Source organism: Bdellovibrio bacteriovorus (assembly GCF_001592745.1).
GTDB classification, from domain to species: domain Bacteria; phylum Bdellovibrionota; class Bdellovibrionia; order Bdellovibrionales; family Bdellovibrionaceae; genus Bdellovibrio; species Bdellovibrio bacteriovorus_B.
The window spans coordinates 177,138-193,287 of the sequence record NZ_LUKD01000006.1; the positions used below are offsets into that span (position 1 = coordinate 177,138).

Sequence of the window (16,150 nt, forward strand, 5' to 3'; positions counted from 1 at the left end):
AAAAAGGCTCTTGATTTCTCAAGAGCCCTTCTGACTTTTTGCATCTACTAAGGCTTATGCTTCGACTTCATCGCGATGTTTTTCACGACGGTCCCAGCGTGCAAAAAGACTGTACACACAAGGCACCACATAAAGAGTCAGGAACGTCGAAACAAAAACGCCCCCGATCACCGCGATGGCCATCGGTTGACGAGCTTCCGCTCCCGGTCCAAGACTGAGTGCTGCTGGCACCGCACCGGCAATGGTCGCAAATGAAGTCATCAAGATAGGACGCAGACGTGTCGGACAGGCTTCGATCAAAGCCTGATGAACCGAAACATGTTCGGTGTCGCGACGTTGATTCGTAAAGTCCACGAGCAAGATCGAGTTCTTTTTCACGATACCCATGAGCAAAATCAAACCAATCATACTAAAGATATTGAGCGACTGACCGCCGATCAAGAGCGCTAGGAAAGCACCCGAGAAGCTGAACGGCAACGCCATAAAGACTGTGATCGGATCAATAAAGCTATTGAACTGCGACGCAAGTACCATGTAGGCGACAACAAATCCCATGATCAAAGCAAAGATCAAGCTGATAAAGCTTTGCTGGAACTCTTCAGCCGACCCGCTGATTATGACTTTATATTCTTGCGGCAGAATTTTTCGAGCCGCCGCCATCGCTTGATCGGAAGCCTGCTGCTGACTGAGCCCCGGTCCCATATTTCCGTAAATGATGATCGAACGTTGACGATTCTTACGAGAAATCGTCGAAGCCACCGACGCTTCTTTGATATCAACAACATCCGCAATGGGCACAAGCTCGCCACGGTTGTTGCGGACCTTCAACTGACGAATGCGTTCGTGAGGTGCTTGTCCGTTTTCTGCCATCTTCACGCGAATATCATAGCGGTGGCCCCCTTTTTCGTAGCTGCCCACAACAACCCCACCCATCATCGCATTGAGGACTTCACCGATAGCGATAACACTCACGCCACGGTCGGAAGCCTTTTTGCGATTCGGGATGACTTGGATTTCTGGAGCACCGGCTTGATAGTCCGAACTTACGTCGGTCATGATTTTCTTATTCTTAAGCTCCTCAACGATGGTTTCTGAGTACTTACCCAACTCATTCCAGTTCGGCCCTTGAATACTGAATTCAACGGGGAAGCCCTTACCACCGCCCCCACCGAATCCTTGTGTCGATGGATCCTGCACCTGAGGCTTTGCCTCTGGAATGGTTTTATTAAGGTATTCACGCACCACTTCGATGAACTGCTGCTGTGAAAGCTCTTTTCCTTTTTCTGGATCCTTCCCACGCTCGCCTTTAGGCTTTAGGTCCACGAAAATGATCGCGTTATTCGCTTCACCACCCGTAAAACCACCCGCCGCAACGAATGTCGATTTCACTTCATTTCTTTTATGAAGGAAGTCCTCGATGATCTTTACTTTTTCATCTGTAAAAGAGATCGCCGACTTCGGCGGATTGCTGATTTGAATCATCAAAGAGCTTTGATCTTGGGCGGGCTGGAACTCCCCTTTGAGGAAAGCCACAGAGCCAAAACTTAGAACAAAGAAGATCAAAGAGGCGAAGATCACCTTCCAACGGTGATTCAAAGAGACCTTCAATGAGCGGGTGTAAAGATCATGCAGGCGTTGATAACCCGCTTCGAAAGTTCTGCCAATTTTAGTTGTTCTTTCACCCGACTCAACAAACTGCGACGCACGCATCGGAGTCAACGTCAGAGCTTCCAGAAGTGAAATCATCACCGCCGCACTCATCGTGACACCGAACTGGAATAAGAAGCGACCGATCAGACCTTCCATGAAGGCAATTGGTAAAAAGATCGCCACTAAAGACACAGAGGCCGCCATCGCCGCAAATGTGATTTCCCTAGCTCCGACAAGCGCCGCATCCTTTTTCTTTTTTCCCATCTCTAAGTGACGGATGATGTTTTCTAAGACCATGATCGCGTCGTCGACAACGATACCGATCGCCAAACTAAGTCCCATCAACGTGAAGATGTTCAGCGTAAAGCCCGCAAAATAAAGAATGATAAAACTTCCTAAAACGGAAGTCGGAATCGCCAACAAGACGTTGAACGTCGAAGACCAAGATCCTAAGAATAGCCAACACACTAAAGAAGTTAAAATTGCGGCCAAAATCAAAGTCAGAACCAATTCGTGAACGGACTCTTCAACGAACTTCGTTCCATCATAGTTCACGACAATTTGCATGCCCTCAGGCAAAGTCTTTTGAATCTCGACGATACGATCTTTCACCGCGTGAGCGACCGACACCGCATTTGATCCACGTTGTTTAACTACGCCAAGACCGACGGCAAACTTTCCATTGGCACGTGCAAACTGGACAACGTCGACGGTGCCTTCTTTAAAGTCAGCGACGCGCTCTAAAGGAATCGGACTGTAGTTGGGTCCCCCGCCGCGAGAATTCACTAGAATATTATGGAATTGATCTAGCTTTTTCGCTTCACCCAAGGTGCGCAGACTGTATTCCGTCTTATTATACTCTGCTCGACCCGCCGGTGGTTCTGCATGTTCGTTACGTAAGGTCGTGACGACATCGGAAACAGAAAGGGCATATTTATGCAAATCTTCATTACGCACCCACACGCGCAGGTTCGGCTCTAAATAACCAGGCATCCACAGATTTCCGACTCCAGGAACTGTGGTTAAGCGATCGCGAATCTGGTCGTTCACGTAAACCATCATATCCTGCAAAGGCATTTGGTTACTCGAAACCGACAGCCACATGATCGGGAAATCTTCCGGATTGATTTTCATCACGGTCGGAGGATCCATATCCTGAGGAAGGGCGCCTTGGATTTGCGCCATCTTCGCCTGTACGTCCTGGAAGGCCACATCAATATTGACCTCAAGATCAAACTCAATAGTGACGTCGGCCGTACTGTTTCGAGCAATCGACGTGATATTTTTCACTCCTTGAATACTGATCAAGGCATCTTCGATCGGATCGATCACATCGGCTTCCATCACTTCTGGTGCCGCCCCTTCGTATCGAACTGAAAGAGAGATGACTGGGAAGTCCACATCTGGAAGTTCACTGACCCCCATGCGCATAAAGCTGATCGCCCCGAATACGATCAAGCCAAACATCAACATCCAAGCAAATACGGGCTTACGGATTGATAAATCGGATAAAGTCATTGTCTAGTCTTCCTTCACTGCCGGCGCTATCATTTCAGCCGCGGCAATTTGCAAACGTACAAGTTCAGATTGAGCCGCAAAGCGCGCTTGGTCTAAAGCGCGCGAAGCCACGCGGAAATCCGTCAACGCGATTTGCACATCGACGTTACGGGACAGGCCGCGACGATAATCACGCTGAAGAACTTGGTAGTTCTTCTCGGACAGGCTGGTGGCTTTTTCTAAAGCCGCCACCTGATTTAAACGCGATTGATAATTTTCATAGTAGGCGCGAATCTCCTGATCCGCTTGGCGACGCAAACGGGTTAAAGTTAAATCCGCTTCAATTCTTCGAGAGGCGGCCTCGCGCACTTTGGCTTGAGTCGTGCCCCCTTCAAAAATCGGCAAGGTCAACGTAAACTGCACGTCCCACTTTAAGTCTTCACTGAATCCTTCAGGACGCTTCAGGTAATAATTCCCGGCAACATCCAAAGAAGGCCAGTGTCCACCTTTAGCGATTTTCACTTCTTCCTCGGCGGCAGTATACAATTCGCGCGCCGACTTCACGTCATAGCGTTCTTCAATCCGTTTCAAATAATAATCCAAAGAATTGATGCTCTTATTCTTCGTCAGCGCAGGGTCCGTTAAAGTCTCATTCGCTGGAAGGCCGGTGATAAACGCGAACAGTTCGCGGGCCATTTTTAGGTTTCCACTGACGATTTGCGATTCCGCTTTCAAGCCAGCCTGGCTGGATTGTGCCGTCAAAACCTCTGAAGAGTTGGATTCACCACGACGTACACGTCCGCTCAACTCAGACACACGTTCGTCATAGAGCTTGATTTGCACTTCCAGGTTTTTTAAATCCTGCTCAAGCGTTAGAATGTTCAGATAAGAATTTGCCACATCTTGATAAAGCTGCAAAAGGGCCTGATTGCGGGCCTCTTCCTGGGACTCTAAAAGATCTTTTTGCTGGCGAATCCCAGCAAACTCGCGCAGGCCGCGAAACAAAACTTGATTCGCAGAAAGCGCCACCGTTGTTTGTCGGTCCGGAAAGATCTCTTGGGCTAAAGGATCTTTGGCTTCCGGTTGCATGAAGTAAGTCGCTTTGGCCGAGATTTGTGGGTACAAACCGCCGCGCAATTGCGAAACACGTTCTTTCGCTTGCGTGACTTTTGCGTTTTGCAAGCCAACAGTTTCGTTCTTCTGTAAAGCTGACTGATAAGCTTCTTGAAGTGTGGCTGAAAATGCAGGGCTTATTGTTAAAAAAGGAATTATCAACGATAGAAGTGCATGTTTTGACATGGCCCCATTCTTACTTAGAGCTGGAATTTTTCAAAACAAAGATTTTTTATGGCCTCACTGCGGCACGCGGAGCGGATAAGCGGTCGACGACGAGATCATCGGCCGCTTAGTCAGCTAATTAGATAGTTGCAGAGCGTAAATCAGACATCGGCCACAGGCGCTCTTTTAAGTCCGTCGTGGTCGCAGCGGTCACAAGATCTTTGGGAATCTCTTGAACAATGCATTGCCGTACTTCCTTACTTAATAGTCCTCGTAAGCGACCGAGGCACTGGGGCTCGGCAATAAGTACGAGTTCTTCAAACAAGTGCTGCTGGCAAGAATCGTACAAGAATTGCGAAACCTGTTTGGCAAACTCTTGGGCGACGTGTTCCGTCGGAGAATCAATCTTCTCACGCCCCATTCCGTGAGTGGTAAAGCCAGAAACAAAGCTTCCAGGCTTATCAGCGTTGATATCCTGCGCTTTTAATCGGCCTCGAGGATTCGACAGTTTTGTGACGAATTGCACATCTGCGGAGCGGTTGTTTCCATGTTCAAAAATCTTAGCTTCAGAACGGTTGACGACACAAATCCAAGTTTTCATGTTCATCCTCTCTGCTGTAAGTTTGAGGGCCTTCTTTCATTGTAGTGAACTTGGGAATTTTTCCCCACATGACTCCTCACACTGGACTGTCAAATGACTTTTTGTGTTCCTTGTCGGTTGAGAGGATAATGGACACATGATTGAAAAGATGACACACGATGATCTTTTACGTCTTACATCCGTCCAGGATGGTCCCTGTATCTCCATTTACATTCCGGCGATGCCGTCGAAAACTTTGCAAATGGAATACGAGGCACTGGTCCGTCGTGCCGTGCATCTGCTTTCTTACGACCAAAGAAAAGAACGACACCAAGAACTTCTCGACGCTCTTTATAACTTTAATCCGGCTGAATTTTTGGAATCTGAAAAAGAAGGTCTGGCGATCTTTGTTAATAAGCATTGGACCGGGTACTACGTCGCAGGTCACGAGTTGCCTTCGAAAGTCGTCGTGGCGGAATCCTTCCACTTAAAACCTCTGATCGAGGATTTGCAAGGACACAACACCTATCACGCCTTGGTATTAACGCCGTCTGAAGCGGTGCTTTTCAGTTGCGACGGCAGCCGGGGCAGCGAGATCCACACCTTCCTTTATCATCATGGCCAGCACAGCAATAGCATGCACTGGAAATATCAGGATGAAACTGAAACCTTCCAAATACCGCATTTAAAATCTCATTCGCGTGGTCGCGGTACTCAGGACAATCACCTCAAGAAAAAATCCAGCGGGAAATTATTCTTGAAATGGATTGAATCGAAAATCTCTAAAGAGACCGGTTATAAAACTTTACCTCTGTTCGTATTTACTAGCGATATTATATTTCACGCTTACAAAGAAGTGTCGGCTCACGCGGAGCCTGTTTTGTGTAAAGTGGACCCGACGAAGGGAATTCCTCGTATCGAGGCCATCACTCACCAAGCGAATTTACATATCCAAAAGAATCAGTCCCAACAGCGCAATGTTTCGACGATGGACATTGATGAGATGGCCCGTCAAAAAAGGGTTATCGATGATTTGGTGAAAATCTCACGCGCCGCTTTAGGTGGAAAAGTACGAACTCTTTTCATTCGCGATAACAGTGAGATCTGGGGGCAGTTGCATCGAGGCAGCGCGGAAATCACTTTCCATGAAAAACAGCAGGATGCCAAAGACGATGATATTCTTGATGACATCGCCTGTGAAGTCATCCGCCACGGAGGAGAAGTCATTGTCCTTAATGATAAGGACATGCCGACATCTTCACCGGCTGCGGCGATTCTCAATCTTCAGTAATTATTTCGATTGAAGGCTCTGGTAAATAAGTCCTTGTCCTAAAGACGCTTGCACCGTCTCGACTTTTGAAATCTTTAAGGCCTGCATGTATCCCAAAACCAAAGCTAAGTTAGACACATCCGAAATTTTATAATCGCCCTCAAGCTGGCTGTCGTTCAGTTGAGCGCGTTTATTTAAAGCCTCCCCAAGCTGGCCAGACGTAAACTCGTGGGCGCCGGAATGAGCCTGTCTTTGTACGGACGCTGACAACACGCCGCCTACGCCAATCCAACGAGCCTTCGATGCGATCTCTTTAAAGTACTTCGGAACGTTCAAGTATGCGTGATTCTTGGCTAGCTGCAAAGCGGCTTCTTTTTGCATTCCCAGGGGATTCGGCGAAGACACCTCTGCAGGATTTTTAAACTGCAGAACTTGCAAAATTTTATTCTTAAAAGTCACCGAAGCCAGGTCACCTTGATAGATGTGAACCTTGCCGTGATCGCGAGAATACATCTGCATAGATCCACCACCGATGTCCCATACAACCATAAGCTCTGTCGGTTCTATCTTCTTTTGTGCCAGGGCCGACCAATACCCGAGTTCTGCCTCGCGCTCTTGAGAAATAACTTGCACCGGAATACCGATTTCTTCCGAAATCTTTTCTGCTGTCGTCTTCCCGTTTTTAGCGACTCGGAATACAGAAGTGGCCACGCCTTCAATGCGCGTGACTTGAAGCTCTTTCATTTTTGCGACGAAGTTTTTAATTTTTGGATAGGCGGCTTGAACTGTCGCTGCTGGAATTTCTTTTGTAGAAGATTTTTCCAGAGCCTCATTTAAAGCTAAAGGCAAACGGTCTTCATACAGCACAGAGACGATTTTCTTCGCACAAATATCAACTACCGCCGCGAAGGCCTTTGTCGTTCCCGATCCAAAATCAAGAGCACCCCTTCTTTCTTCACAATTGTTTGCAAAAGCGAAACTGGCACTGAAGAAAAGGCTTAAAATGAGGATTGATTTTTTCATGGCTCGTTGCTCCATGCCTCTGTGCGCTCTAAATAATGGTTTTCCTGCTGGAACATTTTTTCTAAATCATCACGAGCCTGCTTAGAACGAGAGACCATTTCATCCGGGTTGTCACGACGACGGTGAAGCTCTTCCAACATTTGATTGTTGTGGTCCCGGAAAATATTCGCAGCGATCACACTTTGGTACGCCGGCCATCCCAGAGCTCTTAACACGGAAGATCCCATACGCAACGAAGATTCGTAAAGCTCGCGTTCAAAGTTAAAGACGTCGCGATCCATCAAGCGGTACACGTGATCAACATTGCGGGCACGAGCAAAGATTTTTAAATGCGGAAAGGCCTCGCGCGCTGAATCGATCAGCTTCAGCCCGTCATCCATGTCATCAATGGCGACAACCAGAATTTTTGCATGCTGAGCTCCCGCAGCTTCCAGAAGATCCATGCGTGTGGCATCTCCATAATAAACTTTAAATCCAAAACGACGAAGCATTTCAATCTGACTGGGCTCATGATCTAAGACCGTGGCCTTCACGCGATTGGCATAAAGAAGACGACCAATGATCTGACCAAAACGGCCAAAGCCTGCAATGATAACCGGACTGTGTTCGTCCTCGATCTTATCTTCTTCCATTGTCGAAGCACCGGCGACATAACGAAGATAGACTTTGTCGTAAAGAAGAACGGTTAAGGGAGTGAACAACATTGAAAGAGCGACTACGGCCGTCAAAGTTCCTACGGTATTCGTATCTAAGACCTTCAAACCTTGAGCCGCACCTAGTAACACAAATGCAAACTCCCCAATTTGAGAAAGAATAATGGCGAAGAAAGGGATCTGCGCTCGCGGCGTTTTAAATAAAAATGCCAATCCCGCGTGCACGGCTGTTTTAACTAGGAAGACTAGAAGAACCAACAGAATAAACTGCAAAGGGCTTTCAAGTATCTGCAGCAGATTGACACTCATACCCACAGAGATAAAGAAAAGACCCATCAATAAACCTTTGAAGGGTTCGATATCAGTTTCTAAAGCATGTCGATACTCGCTATCCGCTAAAAGGACCCCGGCCATAAAGGCACCTAAGGCCATCGAGATTCCCAATCTTTGCATCAGAAAAGACATCCCGATCACAAGAAACAGGGCAAAAGCCGTGAAGATCTCTCGTAAGTGCAAAGCTCCGATCCAACGCAAGAGATGACGGAGCAACAAGCGACCTAAAACAATAATGGTCGCTAGAACCATCACCACCTCTAAAACACTTGCCCACGGATTTCCGGTGGATTCAGAAGCTGCCGCATTCACAGTCAAAAGAGGAAGTATCGCAATCATCGGGATGACGGCGATATCTTGAAACAATAAAATAGAAAAAGCAGAAGAGCCTGAAGTTGTAGCTAAAAGCTTCTTTTCAGACAGGATCTGCAGACCGATCGCTGTCGATGAAAGCGCAAAGGCCATTCCGATGAGAATAGAGACAGCCGTGGTTTGCGCAAAAAAGAACTTCACGATCAAGCCAATCACAACGCTTACTGAAAGAACCTGCAAGCCGCCCAACCCAAAAATAGACACCCGCATGTCCCACAGTTTTTTGGGTTCAAGCTCAAGGCCAATCAGGAACATCAAAAGCACCACACCAAATTCGGAAATGTGCATGATGTCTTCGACACCGGCGATAACCTTAAGACCATAAGGGCCGATGATCATTCCCGCCAGGAGATACCCCAGAACCGATCCCAACCCTAAGCGTTTACAAATCGGCACGCAGATCAAAGCCGAAACCAAGAACACTAAAATATAAAACAAACCAGATTCCATCGTCTTTGTTCCTAAATATCTTTACACACACCGGTGGCACAATAATCAATCATTCTTCGGCGAACGGCTTCGGCATGAAGAAGGATTTGTTCTTCTGTAGCCCTTCCTGTTCCGGTCATCACAACAGGTTTGTGCCATTTCATTCCGCACTGCTCAATCGTCTGACGATAAGGCGGGAAGAAATCTTCCACAGAGCCAGGAGAAGAGGGGTCCCCCCAACCGCCCGTCGTAATCGACAAAAAGAAATCTTTCCCGTGAAGTTTATTTCCCTCCGGTCCATAGGCAAAGCCGCGGCGTAAAACCTCATCACACCAGAGCTTCATCAAAGGCGGCATCGAAAACCAATAGAAAGGATGCTGCCAAACTACAAGATCATGCTCTAACAAAAGTTCCTGCTCTTTTTGAACCTGAATATGGAAGTACGGGTACTCTTCATAAAGATCATGGACACGAACATGTTTTAGTTCGCGAAGCTGATCCATGATGGCGCGATTAACTCGGGATTGTTTCGAAAAGGGATGCGCGAAAAGGACTAGGGCTTTTTTCATCACGACATCGTCAACCGGCGAACGACAAAAGTCAAATGGGGCAAGAATCCCAGAGGAAAAAGGGATTATTACCTCCGTCTGCAACTCAAAATCGCCTCTACCGGATTTCGAGTTGGCATCCTTCCTGCTTTGCATTGATTAGTGGTTACCAACAACACAAAAAGGAGTGGATTCATGGAAACGACCCCAAACGATTTCAGAAGCAACCTTGGCAACATCAAAGAAAATGTGAAACAAGGTGTGAAGCAAGAACTTGATAAAAGTGGCTGGACTGACACTTACAATATGGCCCAAGACAGAGCCCGTGAAGCTATGGACGCTTCGGAGGAATTTGTTAAGGCTCATCCCTTTTACACAGTCCTTGGCGCAGCTGCAGTGGGTCTGGTGGCCGGTCTGCTAATCCGTCGTAGATAATTCAAAATAATAATTAATTAGGAGGTCCCGGTTTCGAGACCTCCTCAACATCGCAGGGAGTCCCAATGAAGTGGTTAGCTTTAGTCTTGTCGTTCGTTTTCGGTCGCTTAAACATGAGACCCCGCGGCTTTAAGGATGCCGCCATTGAAATTTTTGATGAGGTTTCTTTCCGCAGTCGCCGCATGGTGACACTTATTCTTGTCGGTGTTGCCTCCGTCATCTTTTTTACCGGTGGGCTTTTTATTTCTCTTTTGGATCTGTCGATGCAGTGGGATCGCACAGGTTCTATTGTTTGGTCCGCAACCCTCAGCACGGGCGTCGGTTTGATTTTGCTCGCCTCGGCAGCCTTTGCCGTCGTATTCCTGCGCGCATGGCCGGGAGCCACAAAAGCCAAACAACAAATCAAACGAAAGCATAAACACGAGCAGGAAGAAGAAGAAATGGATCGCAAACGTCCAACCTCTTTAGAACATGCTCTATCCGCTTTGGTGATGGATTATGTAAAAGAGCGTGAAATCCGTCGGGCAGCTCGAGGCCCCGAAACATCGGCATACGCCGGTGAAAATGTGGCTGGTGGCACCACAGCACCGAACCGCGAAACTCCCCGCTCGCACGTGCACTAAGCACGTTGCTGATGCGGATGGTGAGTTTTGCGGTACAAAGTTTTTCGGTCAATCCCTAAGTCTTTTGCAGTTTTCTCTCGTGCGCCCTTATTCACTTGAAGGGCGTACTCGATATACTGCCGAGCCATTTCTTCCAACGAAAGCAAACGCCCCTCTTTGTGACAAAGGCGCTCAAAAACCGACTCCATGCTGATGGACCGTTTTTGGTTTCCATCCAAATCATTCACGGTGATTTCATTTCCAGAACTTAAAACAACAGCGCGCTCGATTGTGTTTTCAAGTTCACGCACATTTCCCCACCAGGAATGTGACAGCAAATAACTTCCCACATCCGATGCGAAATGTTTTTCCACGGAATGATGACGTAGCGAAAATTTCTTCAGAAAGTATTGAGCCAAAGGCAGAATGTCTTCCATGCGTTCCCGCAACGGTGGCACTTCAATCGGTACGACATTTAAGCGAAAATACAAATCTTCACGAAATTTTTTCTGCTGCACATCCTCACTCAAGTCATTGTGAGTGGCCGCAAGAATGCGAATATTCAGTGGACGATAATGATTCTCGCCGACTCTTTTGACTTTTTTTTCCTGGAGCACTCGTAAGAGCTTGGCTTGCAAGTGCAAATCCAGATCGCCGATTTCATCCAAGAAAAGAGTCCCCCCGTTAGCCTCTTCAAAAAGTCCGGCTTTTTGATTGGAGGCCCCGGTGAAAGCGCCTTTGGCATAACCGAAAAGTTCACTCTCTAAGAGTTGTTCTGGAATGGCCGAACAGTTGATCGGCACAAAAGCTTCTTTGCGGCGGGGACTGAGATCATGAATCATGCGTGCGATGATTTCCTTCCCCGTCCCACTTTCGCCAGTGATAAGCACATTGGCAGAGCTGGCAGAAACTTTTTTTGCAATTTCAATGATTTTTAAAAAGCGCGGACTGTGTGCGATTACTTGTGATTCCATTGTCGTCGACATTACGGATGCCCCCATTCACACCAATTCTTTTCAGGTACCGATCTTCCTTCAGAAATAAAATCTAAGACTTCAACCAAGGCCTGTCCTACCTCGGCCGCCGAAGCCGGGTTTTGCCCGCTGACAAGCCGGCCACTTTTTATAACATGCGAAGTAAACTTAGGAGCTGATGAAAATAAAGCCCCTCGTTCCTTCAATTTACTTTCCAAAAGAAATGGAACGACTTTTTCCATACCCACAGTTTCTTCTTCATCATTTGTGAAACCTGCAAGTTCATGACCTTGCACTAGATACGGTCCGCTAGAAAGGCGGACATTCACCAACCCCGCAGCCCCATGACAGACAGAGGCCACGACACCCTCATTTTCAAAAATACCGATCGCGATATTTTGCAGCTCTTTATTGTCGGGCAAATCAAACATCGCCCCGTGCCCACCCACATACAGAATGGCGGCATAGTCGGCGGCATTGATCTGCGATGGTTTTAATGAACTTTCGATTTTTTCTAGAAACTCTTCGTCGTTCATCCAGGTCGCATTGATGGGGTCGTCCATCTTGACGCCATCTAGGGGCACCTTACCGCCTTTAGGACTCACCATATCCACGCTATAGCCGGCACGAACAAGTTCGTCATAAGGATGGGTGATTTCTGACAGGTATGCCCCGGTGTGATGCCCCGAATTCCCCAAACGATCCGTGCTGGTTAAAACAAAAAGTACCTTCTTACTCGTCATAAAAAGTCCTCCTTGCAGGTGTTAATTCAGAATGAGGGATCGCTCAGCAGAACTCAATTTCTTGACCAGCCATGTGTGAAAAAACTGCGACTCGGCTTTAGTCCAAATTGCCAAGTCCAAGCGTCAAGTCCCGACGTCGAACTCCGATTGATCATCAACACATCATTTCTGGAATTATCGGGAGCAACTATGACGTTACGTATTTTATCTCTTCTCAGTTTTTTCTTTATATCTTCTGCCTTTGCACAGACGCCCGAGGTGGATTTATCCAAGTATGATTATGTTGATCCGAAAAAAGAAGTGCCCACGGTGGCTCTGGCTAAAGCACTCACCTATTACGATGTTTATTATAATAAAATCGCCAATAAAAACTATGTGACCGTGATCGACTTCACCCAGGCGTCACATCAAAAACGTATGTACTTGATAGATATGAAAACGGGGCTGGTCACTCGCTACTTGGTTTCGCATGGCCGCGGCTCTGACCCCAGCCACACTGGAATGGCAAAGAAATTTTCCAATATCGAAGGCTCTAAGATGTCATCCATCGGTATGTACGTGACCGGGGCGGAATACAGTGGTAAACATGGCCGCTCTATGCGCCTAGTGGGTTTAGAAAAAACCAACGATCAAGCGATGAGTCGCGCGATTGTTGTGCATGGTGCCTGGTATGTTGACCCTCAATATAAGCCCTTGGGTCGCAGTGAAGGCTGTCCGGCGGTGGAACAAAAGTACATCAACACCGTCGTCAGTCAGCTTAAAGGCGGAAGTGTTTATTATATTTGGGCGGGACAACCTTAGGATTTTTTAGTGGAACTGCTGTACAAGGATGACTACTTTATCGCCGTCAATAAACCGTCGGGATTTCACGTTCATCCACATGAAAATGTCCAGCATCGTGTTTCAAGAGATAAAATCTGTCTTTATCATGCCCGTCGCATGATGAAACAACATGTATATCCTGTTCATCGTCTGGATGCCGCAACGAGCGGTGTCCTTCTTTTCGCTCTTTCATCCGAATCGGCGCGCGAGATCTGCAAACTCTTCACCGACCGCGCCACTCAGAAAACATATCAAGCTGTGGTCCGTGGTTACGTCAAAGAAGAAGGCGTGATTGAGCTCCCCTTAGAGCTCGATTCCACGGGCGAACTGGTCGACGCTAAAACTTCGTTTAAACGCTTAGGTACAAAAGAATTCCCCGTCGCTGTCGGGAAAAAATTTCCAACAGCACGCTATTCATGGGTGGAAGTCACTCCCCATACCGGTCGCTATCACCAGATCCGCCGTCACTTTAATCGCATTTCACACCCTCTTTTAGGGGACGCCGTTCATGGCGATTCGCACCACAACCGCTTTTTCCGCAATGATGTGGGAATTGAGGGGCTTTGTCTAAAAGCATTGCGCCTGGAGTTCATCCACCCGTGGAGTGGCGAAAGAGTCACAATCGAAGCTCCTCCCTGCGAAAAATGGAATAAAATTCAAAACTTGTTTGCTCCTGACAAGGGGGAATAAGCCCTTCTGAAATCCCTTTGACCTCCCTCTGAGACAGGCGTAAAAAGACCGCCGTTTCAGAGGTAAAAAATGTCTAAGGCGCAAGCTCTTCACAAACTCATGATTGTGGTGGCTCTTCTTTTAATTCTACTTGTGACTATGCAGTCTCACGCAGCCCCTGTGCATCACAAGATGCAGGTGGAACTTCTTCCTGGTCTTAAGATGCTTAAAGCCCAAGACACTCTGACTTTTGCGAAGGATTCTCCTCGCAAGCTCAGCTTCGTTCTTCACAAAGACCTTCAAGTGTCTGTCACCAGTGCGGACGACAGCCTTATTTTATTGCATGCGGCAACCAAGGAAGCACCCTACGCTGAATACGGATTGCAACTAGGAAGCCAGGACAACAAAGTGTCCTTGTATTATCAAGGTGTGATCTTTGATGCTGTCGTGAATGACAACTCCAACGGCTTGATTGCCCCGGAAGGAGCGACTCTCTTCGGGAGCACTTATTGGTACCCGTCTTTCCTCGACACGCAAAAAAGTTTCGATATCACCGTCAAAACCCCGTTGGCTTGGAGATCCTTAATCCAAGGTCAAATCACAAGCACCGAGGTGGACTCCACCTCTCGCACGACACGATTTGTTGAAATCTATCCCCAAGAAGAAATCTATCTGGTCGCCGGTCCCTTCTCATTCTACGAAAAAGAAATGAAAGACGGAAAAAAGGTGCAGGTCCTTTTGCGCAAAGAAGATCCCTCCTTAGCGCAAAGTTTTATTTCTTTAGTTCCGGGCTTTATTGAGCACTATGCTTCGAGCATCGCTCCTTATCCGTATTCTTCCTTCACCGTTGTCGAGAATTTTTGGGAAACCGGCTACGGCATGCCGAGCTTTACGCTTTTAGGTCCTACCGTGATTCGCCTGCCGTTCATCTTAAATTCTTCCCTGCCGCATGAAGTTTTGCACAACTGGTGGGGGAATAGCGTTTACGTAGACTATGACAAAGGCAACTGGAGTGAAGGCTTAACAACCTACATGGCCGATCACTGGCAACAAGAACTTGCTGGAAATGACCGCGGGTATCGCCTAAATACTCTCATCACCTACTCTGACTTCGTCGCGGCCAATCCAAAAAACGATTTCCCAGTGCGCCAGTTCCGTGGACGTCACAACTCCAGCTCGCAAGCCGTGGGTTATGGCAAGACCATGATGATTTTCCATATGCTCGAGTTCCGCTTCGGCAAAGACCTTTTCAAAAAAGCGTTGCAGGATTTTTACACGGAAAATCTGTATCAGCGAGTTTCTTTTTTCGAGATCCAAAAGAGTTTTGAAAAAATCACGAATCAGAACTTAAATAGCTTTTTCACGCAGTGGTTAGACCGCGATGGAGCTCCGCAGATCGAACTTCCTGATGTGAAAGTCATGCGTTGGTTGGATGGTTCTTACAGCACCACTTATGTGTTGGCTCAGACCCAAAACGCTCCCCCTTACGAGCTGCACATCCCGGTGGTATGGACCTTAGAAAATGGCCAGGTGGTTCGTCAGATCGCTCGTCTTTTTGATAAATCTCAGGTCTTTTCACTTGTCAGCCACTCACGTCCCGTCAAGGTCGCGGTGGATCCTGATTATCATGTTTTTAGAAAGCTCTTCGTTGAAGAACGCCCCGCGACGTTGTCTTCGGCATTTGGAAGCCCTGAGGTCCATTTCTTTTTCGATCCCTCTCAAACGACGGCAGAAAAGTTCGCGCAGTCTTGGGCGGCCTCCACAGAAGGAAAAGACAGCTTTCACTCCGTGGCAGACACCTTGAATCTACCTACGCAAGGCGCCCTGGTTTTTGTTGGCGAAAAGGATCTCTTTGCGCAGTTCATGAAATCGCAACTGGAAGATCAAAATTTTGAACTGACTGACACGACAGTTCGCATCGACTCACAGACATTCCAACTTGCGGACACCAGCACTGTGTTCGTGACAAGATTGAAATCCAATCCGCAGCAAACAGTAGTGTGGGTGCGCTGGAGCAAGGACAATAATCCTGTCGAATGGGCGTCGCGCCTCACGCACTACGGGACTTTTGGTATCTTGGTATTTAAAGGGCGTCCTGCCGTTTTAAAAAGCACCTGGCCCGTTCTACAGTCTCCCCTGCAAAGAAATTTGTAATTCATCAGTTTGCTGCAAAGCCATACTTCGTGGCTTTGATTTTGCTCCTTATAAAAGAACGGGCAAAGTCTTCAAGCTTTTGAGGACTCTTGCCACTTACTGTCTTAACAAGAGGGGC

General features: G+C 47.5%; 14 protein-coding genes. 6 read left to right on the forward strand and 8 right to left on the reverse strand.

Annotation, left to right across the window (positions count from 1 at the left end; genetic code table 11):
- Positions 1–54 precede the first annotated feature (54 nt).
- The 3 genes from AZI87_RS13910 to AZI87_RS13920 all read right to left on the reverse strand — a co-directional run bounded on the left by AZI87_RS13910 (position 55) and on the right by AZI87_RS13920 (position 5,026).
- Positions 55–3,168: an efflux RND transporter permease subunit gene (locus AZI87_RS13910; protein WP_063208364.1), complete on the reverse strand. Its 3,114-nt coding sequence runs from the start codon at positions 3,166–3,168 to the stop codon at positions 55–57.
- Between the two features lie 3 nt (positions 3,169–3,171).
- Entirely contained in the window at positions 3,172–4,446 is a 1,275-nt protein-coding gene (locus tag AZI87_RS13915) for a TolC family protein (RefSeq protein WP_063208366.1), read from the reverse strand.
- Positions 4,447–4,564: 118 nt separating this feature from the next.
- The gene (locus AZI87_RS13920) at positions 4,565–5,026 is read right to left on the reverse strand and encodes a baeRF12 domain-containing protein (RefSeq protein WP_063208471.1); all 462 of its coding nucleotides are present in this window, start codon (positions 5,024–5,026) and stop codon (positions 4,565–4,567) included.
- A gap of 136 nt (positions 5,027–5,162) precedes the next feature.
- Here AZI87_RS13920 and AZI87_RS13925 point away from each other — a divergent pair, with 136 nt between their 5' ends.
- Positions 5,163–6,296 (forward strand): baeRF3 domain-containing protein, encoded by a 1,134-nt coding sequence (locus AZI87_RS13925; RefSeq protein WP_063208368.1) that lies wholly within the window; start codon positions 5,163–5,165, stop codon positions 6,294–6,296.
- On the opposite strand, the gene AZI87_RS13930 is transcribed toward AZI87_RS13925, so the two are convergent.
- The 3 genes from AZI87_RS13930 to AZI87_RS13940 are packed head-to-tail and all read right to left on the reverse strand — an operon-like array spanning position 6,297 to position 9,654.
- Complete coding sequence (locus tag AZI87_RS13930) at positions 6,297–7,298, reverse strand: Ppx/GppA phosphatase family protein (protein WP_063208370.1); 1,002 nt, start codon at positions 7,296–7,298, stop codon at positions 6,297–6,299.
- On the reverse strand, positions 7,295–9,106 hold the full coding sequence (gene kefC / locus AZI87_RS13935) for a glutathione-regulated potassium-efflux system protein KefC (protein ID WP_063208372.1): 1,812 nt from the start codon (positions 9,104–9,106) through the stop codon (positions 7,295–7,297). Before kefC ends, AZI87_RS13930 begins: the two co-directional genes overlap by 4 nt.
- 11 nt (positions 9,107–9,117) lie before the next feature.
- Entirely contained in the window at positions 9,118–9,654 is a 537-nt protein-coding gene (locus tag AZI87_RS13940) for an NAD(P)H-dependent oxidoreductase (RefSeq protein ID WP_063208473.1), read from the reverse strand.
- 174 nt (positions 9,655–9,828) lie between these two features.
- On the opposite strand from AZI87_RS13940, the gene AZI87_RS13945 reads away from it, so the two are divergent.
- Both AZI87_RS13945 and AZI87_RS13950 read left to right on the forward strand, forming a co-directional pair.
- Positions 9,829–10,068, forward strand: a complete 240-nt coding sequence (locus AZI87_RS13945; protein WP_063208374.1) for a DUF883 family protein — start codon at positions 9,829–9,831, stop codon at positions 10,066–10,068.
- A 65-nt stretch (positions 10,069–10,133) separates the two neighbouring features.
- Positions 10,134–10,691, forward strand: coding sequence for a hypothetical protein (locus AZI87_RS13950; protein ID WP_063208376.1), 558 nt, complete (start codon positions 10,134–10,136; stop codon positions 10,689–10,691).
- Here the strand turns inward: AZI87_RS13950 and AZI87_RS13955 are convergent.
- Positions 10,688–11,656, reverse strand: a complete 969-nt coding sequence (locus AZI87_RS13955) for a sigma-54 interaction domain-containing protein (protein ID WP_063208378.1) — start codon at positions 11,654–11,656, stop codon at positions 10,688–10,690. The genes AZI87_RS13950 and AZI87_RS13955 overlap by 4 nt on opposite strands.
- On the reverse strand, positions 11,656–12,387 hold the full coding sequence (locus AZI87_RS13960; RefSeq protein ID WP_063208379.1) for a type 1 glutamine amidotransferase domain-containing protein: 732 nt from the start codon (positions 12,385–12,387) through the stop codon (positions 11,656–11,658). Before AZI87_RS13960 ends, AZI87_RS13955 begins: the two co-directional genes overlap by 1 nt.
- 189 nt (positions 12,388–12,576) lie before the next feature.
- On the opposite strand from AZI87_RS13960, the gene AZI87_RS13965 reads away from it, so the two are divergent.
- The 3 genes from AZI87_RS13965 to AZI87_RS13975 all read left to right on the forward strand — a co-directional run bounded on the left by AZI87_RS13965 (position 12,577) and on the right by AZI87_RS13975 (position 16,032).
- Positions 12,577–13,188 (forward strand): murein L,D-transpeptidase catalytic domain family protein, encoded by a 612-nt coding sequence (locus tag AZI87_RS13965; RefSeq protein WP_063208381.1) that lies wholly within the window; start codon positions 12,577–12,579, stop codon positions 13,186–13,188.
- Positions 13,189–13,197: 9 nt separating this feature from the next.
- On the forward strand, positions 13,198–13,899 hold the full coding sequence (locus AZI87_RS13970; protein WP_063208383.1) for a pseudouridine synthase: 702 nt from the start codon (positions 13,198–13,200) through the stop codon (positions 13,897–13,899).
- A gap of 69 nt (positions 13,900–13,968) precedes the next feature.
- Positions 13,969–16,032, forward strand: coding sequence for a M1 family metallopeptidase (locus AZI87_RS13975; RefSeq protein ID WP_063208385.1), 2,064 nt, complete (start codon positions 13,969–13,971; stop codon positions 16,030–16,032).
- Positions 16,033–16,150: the final 118 nt, after the last annotated feature.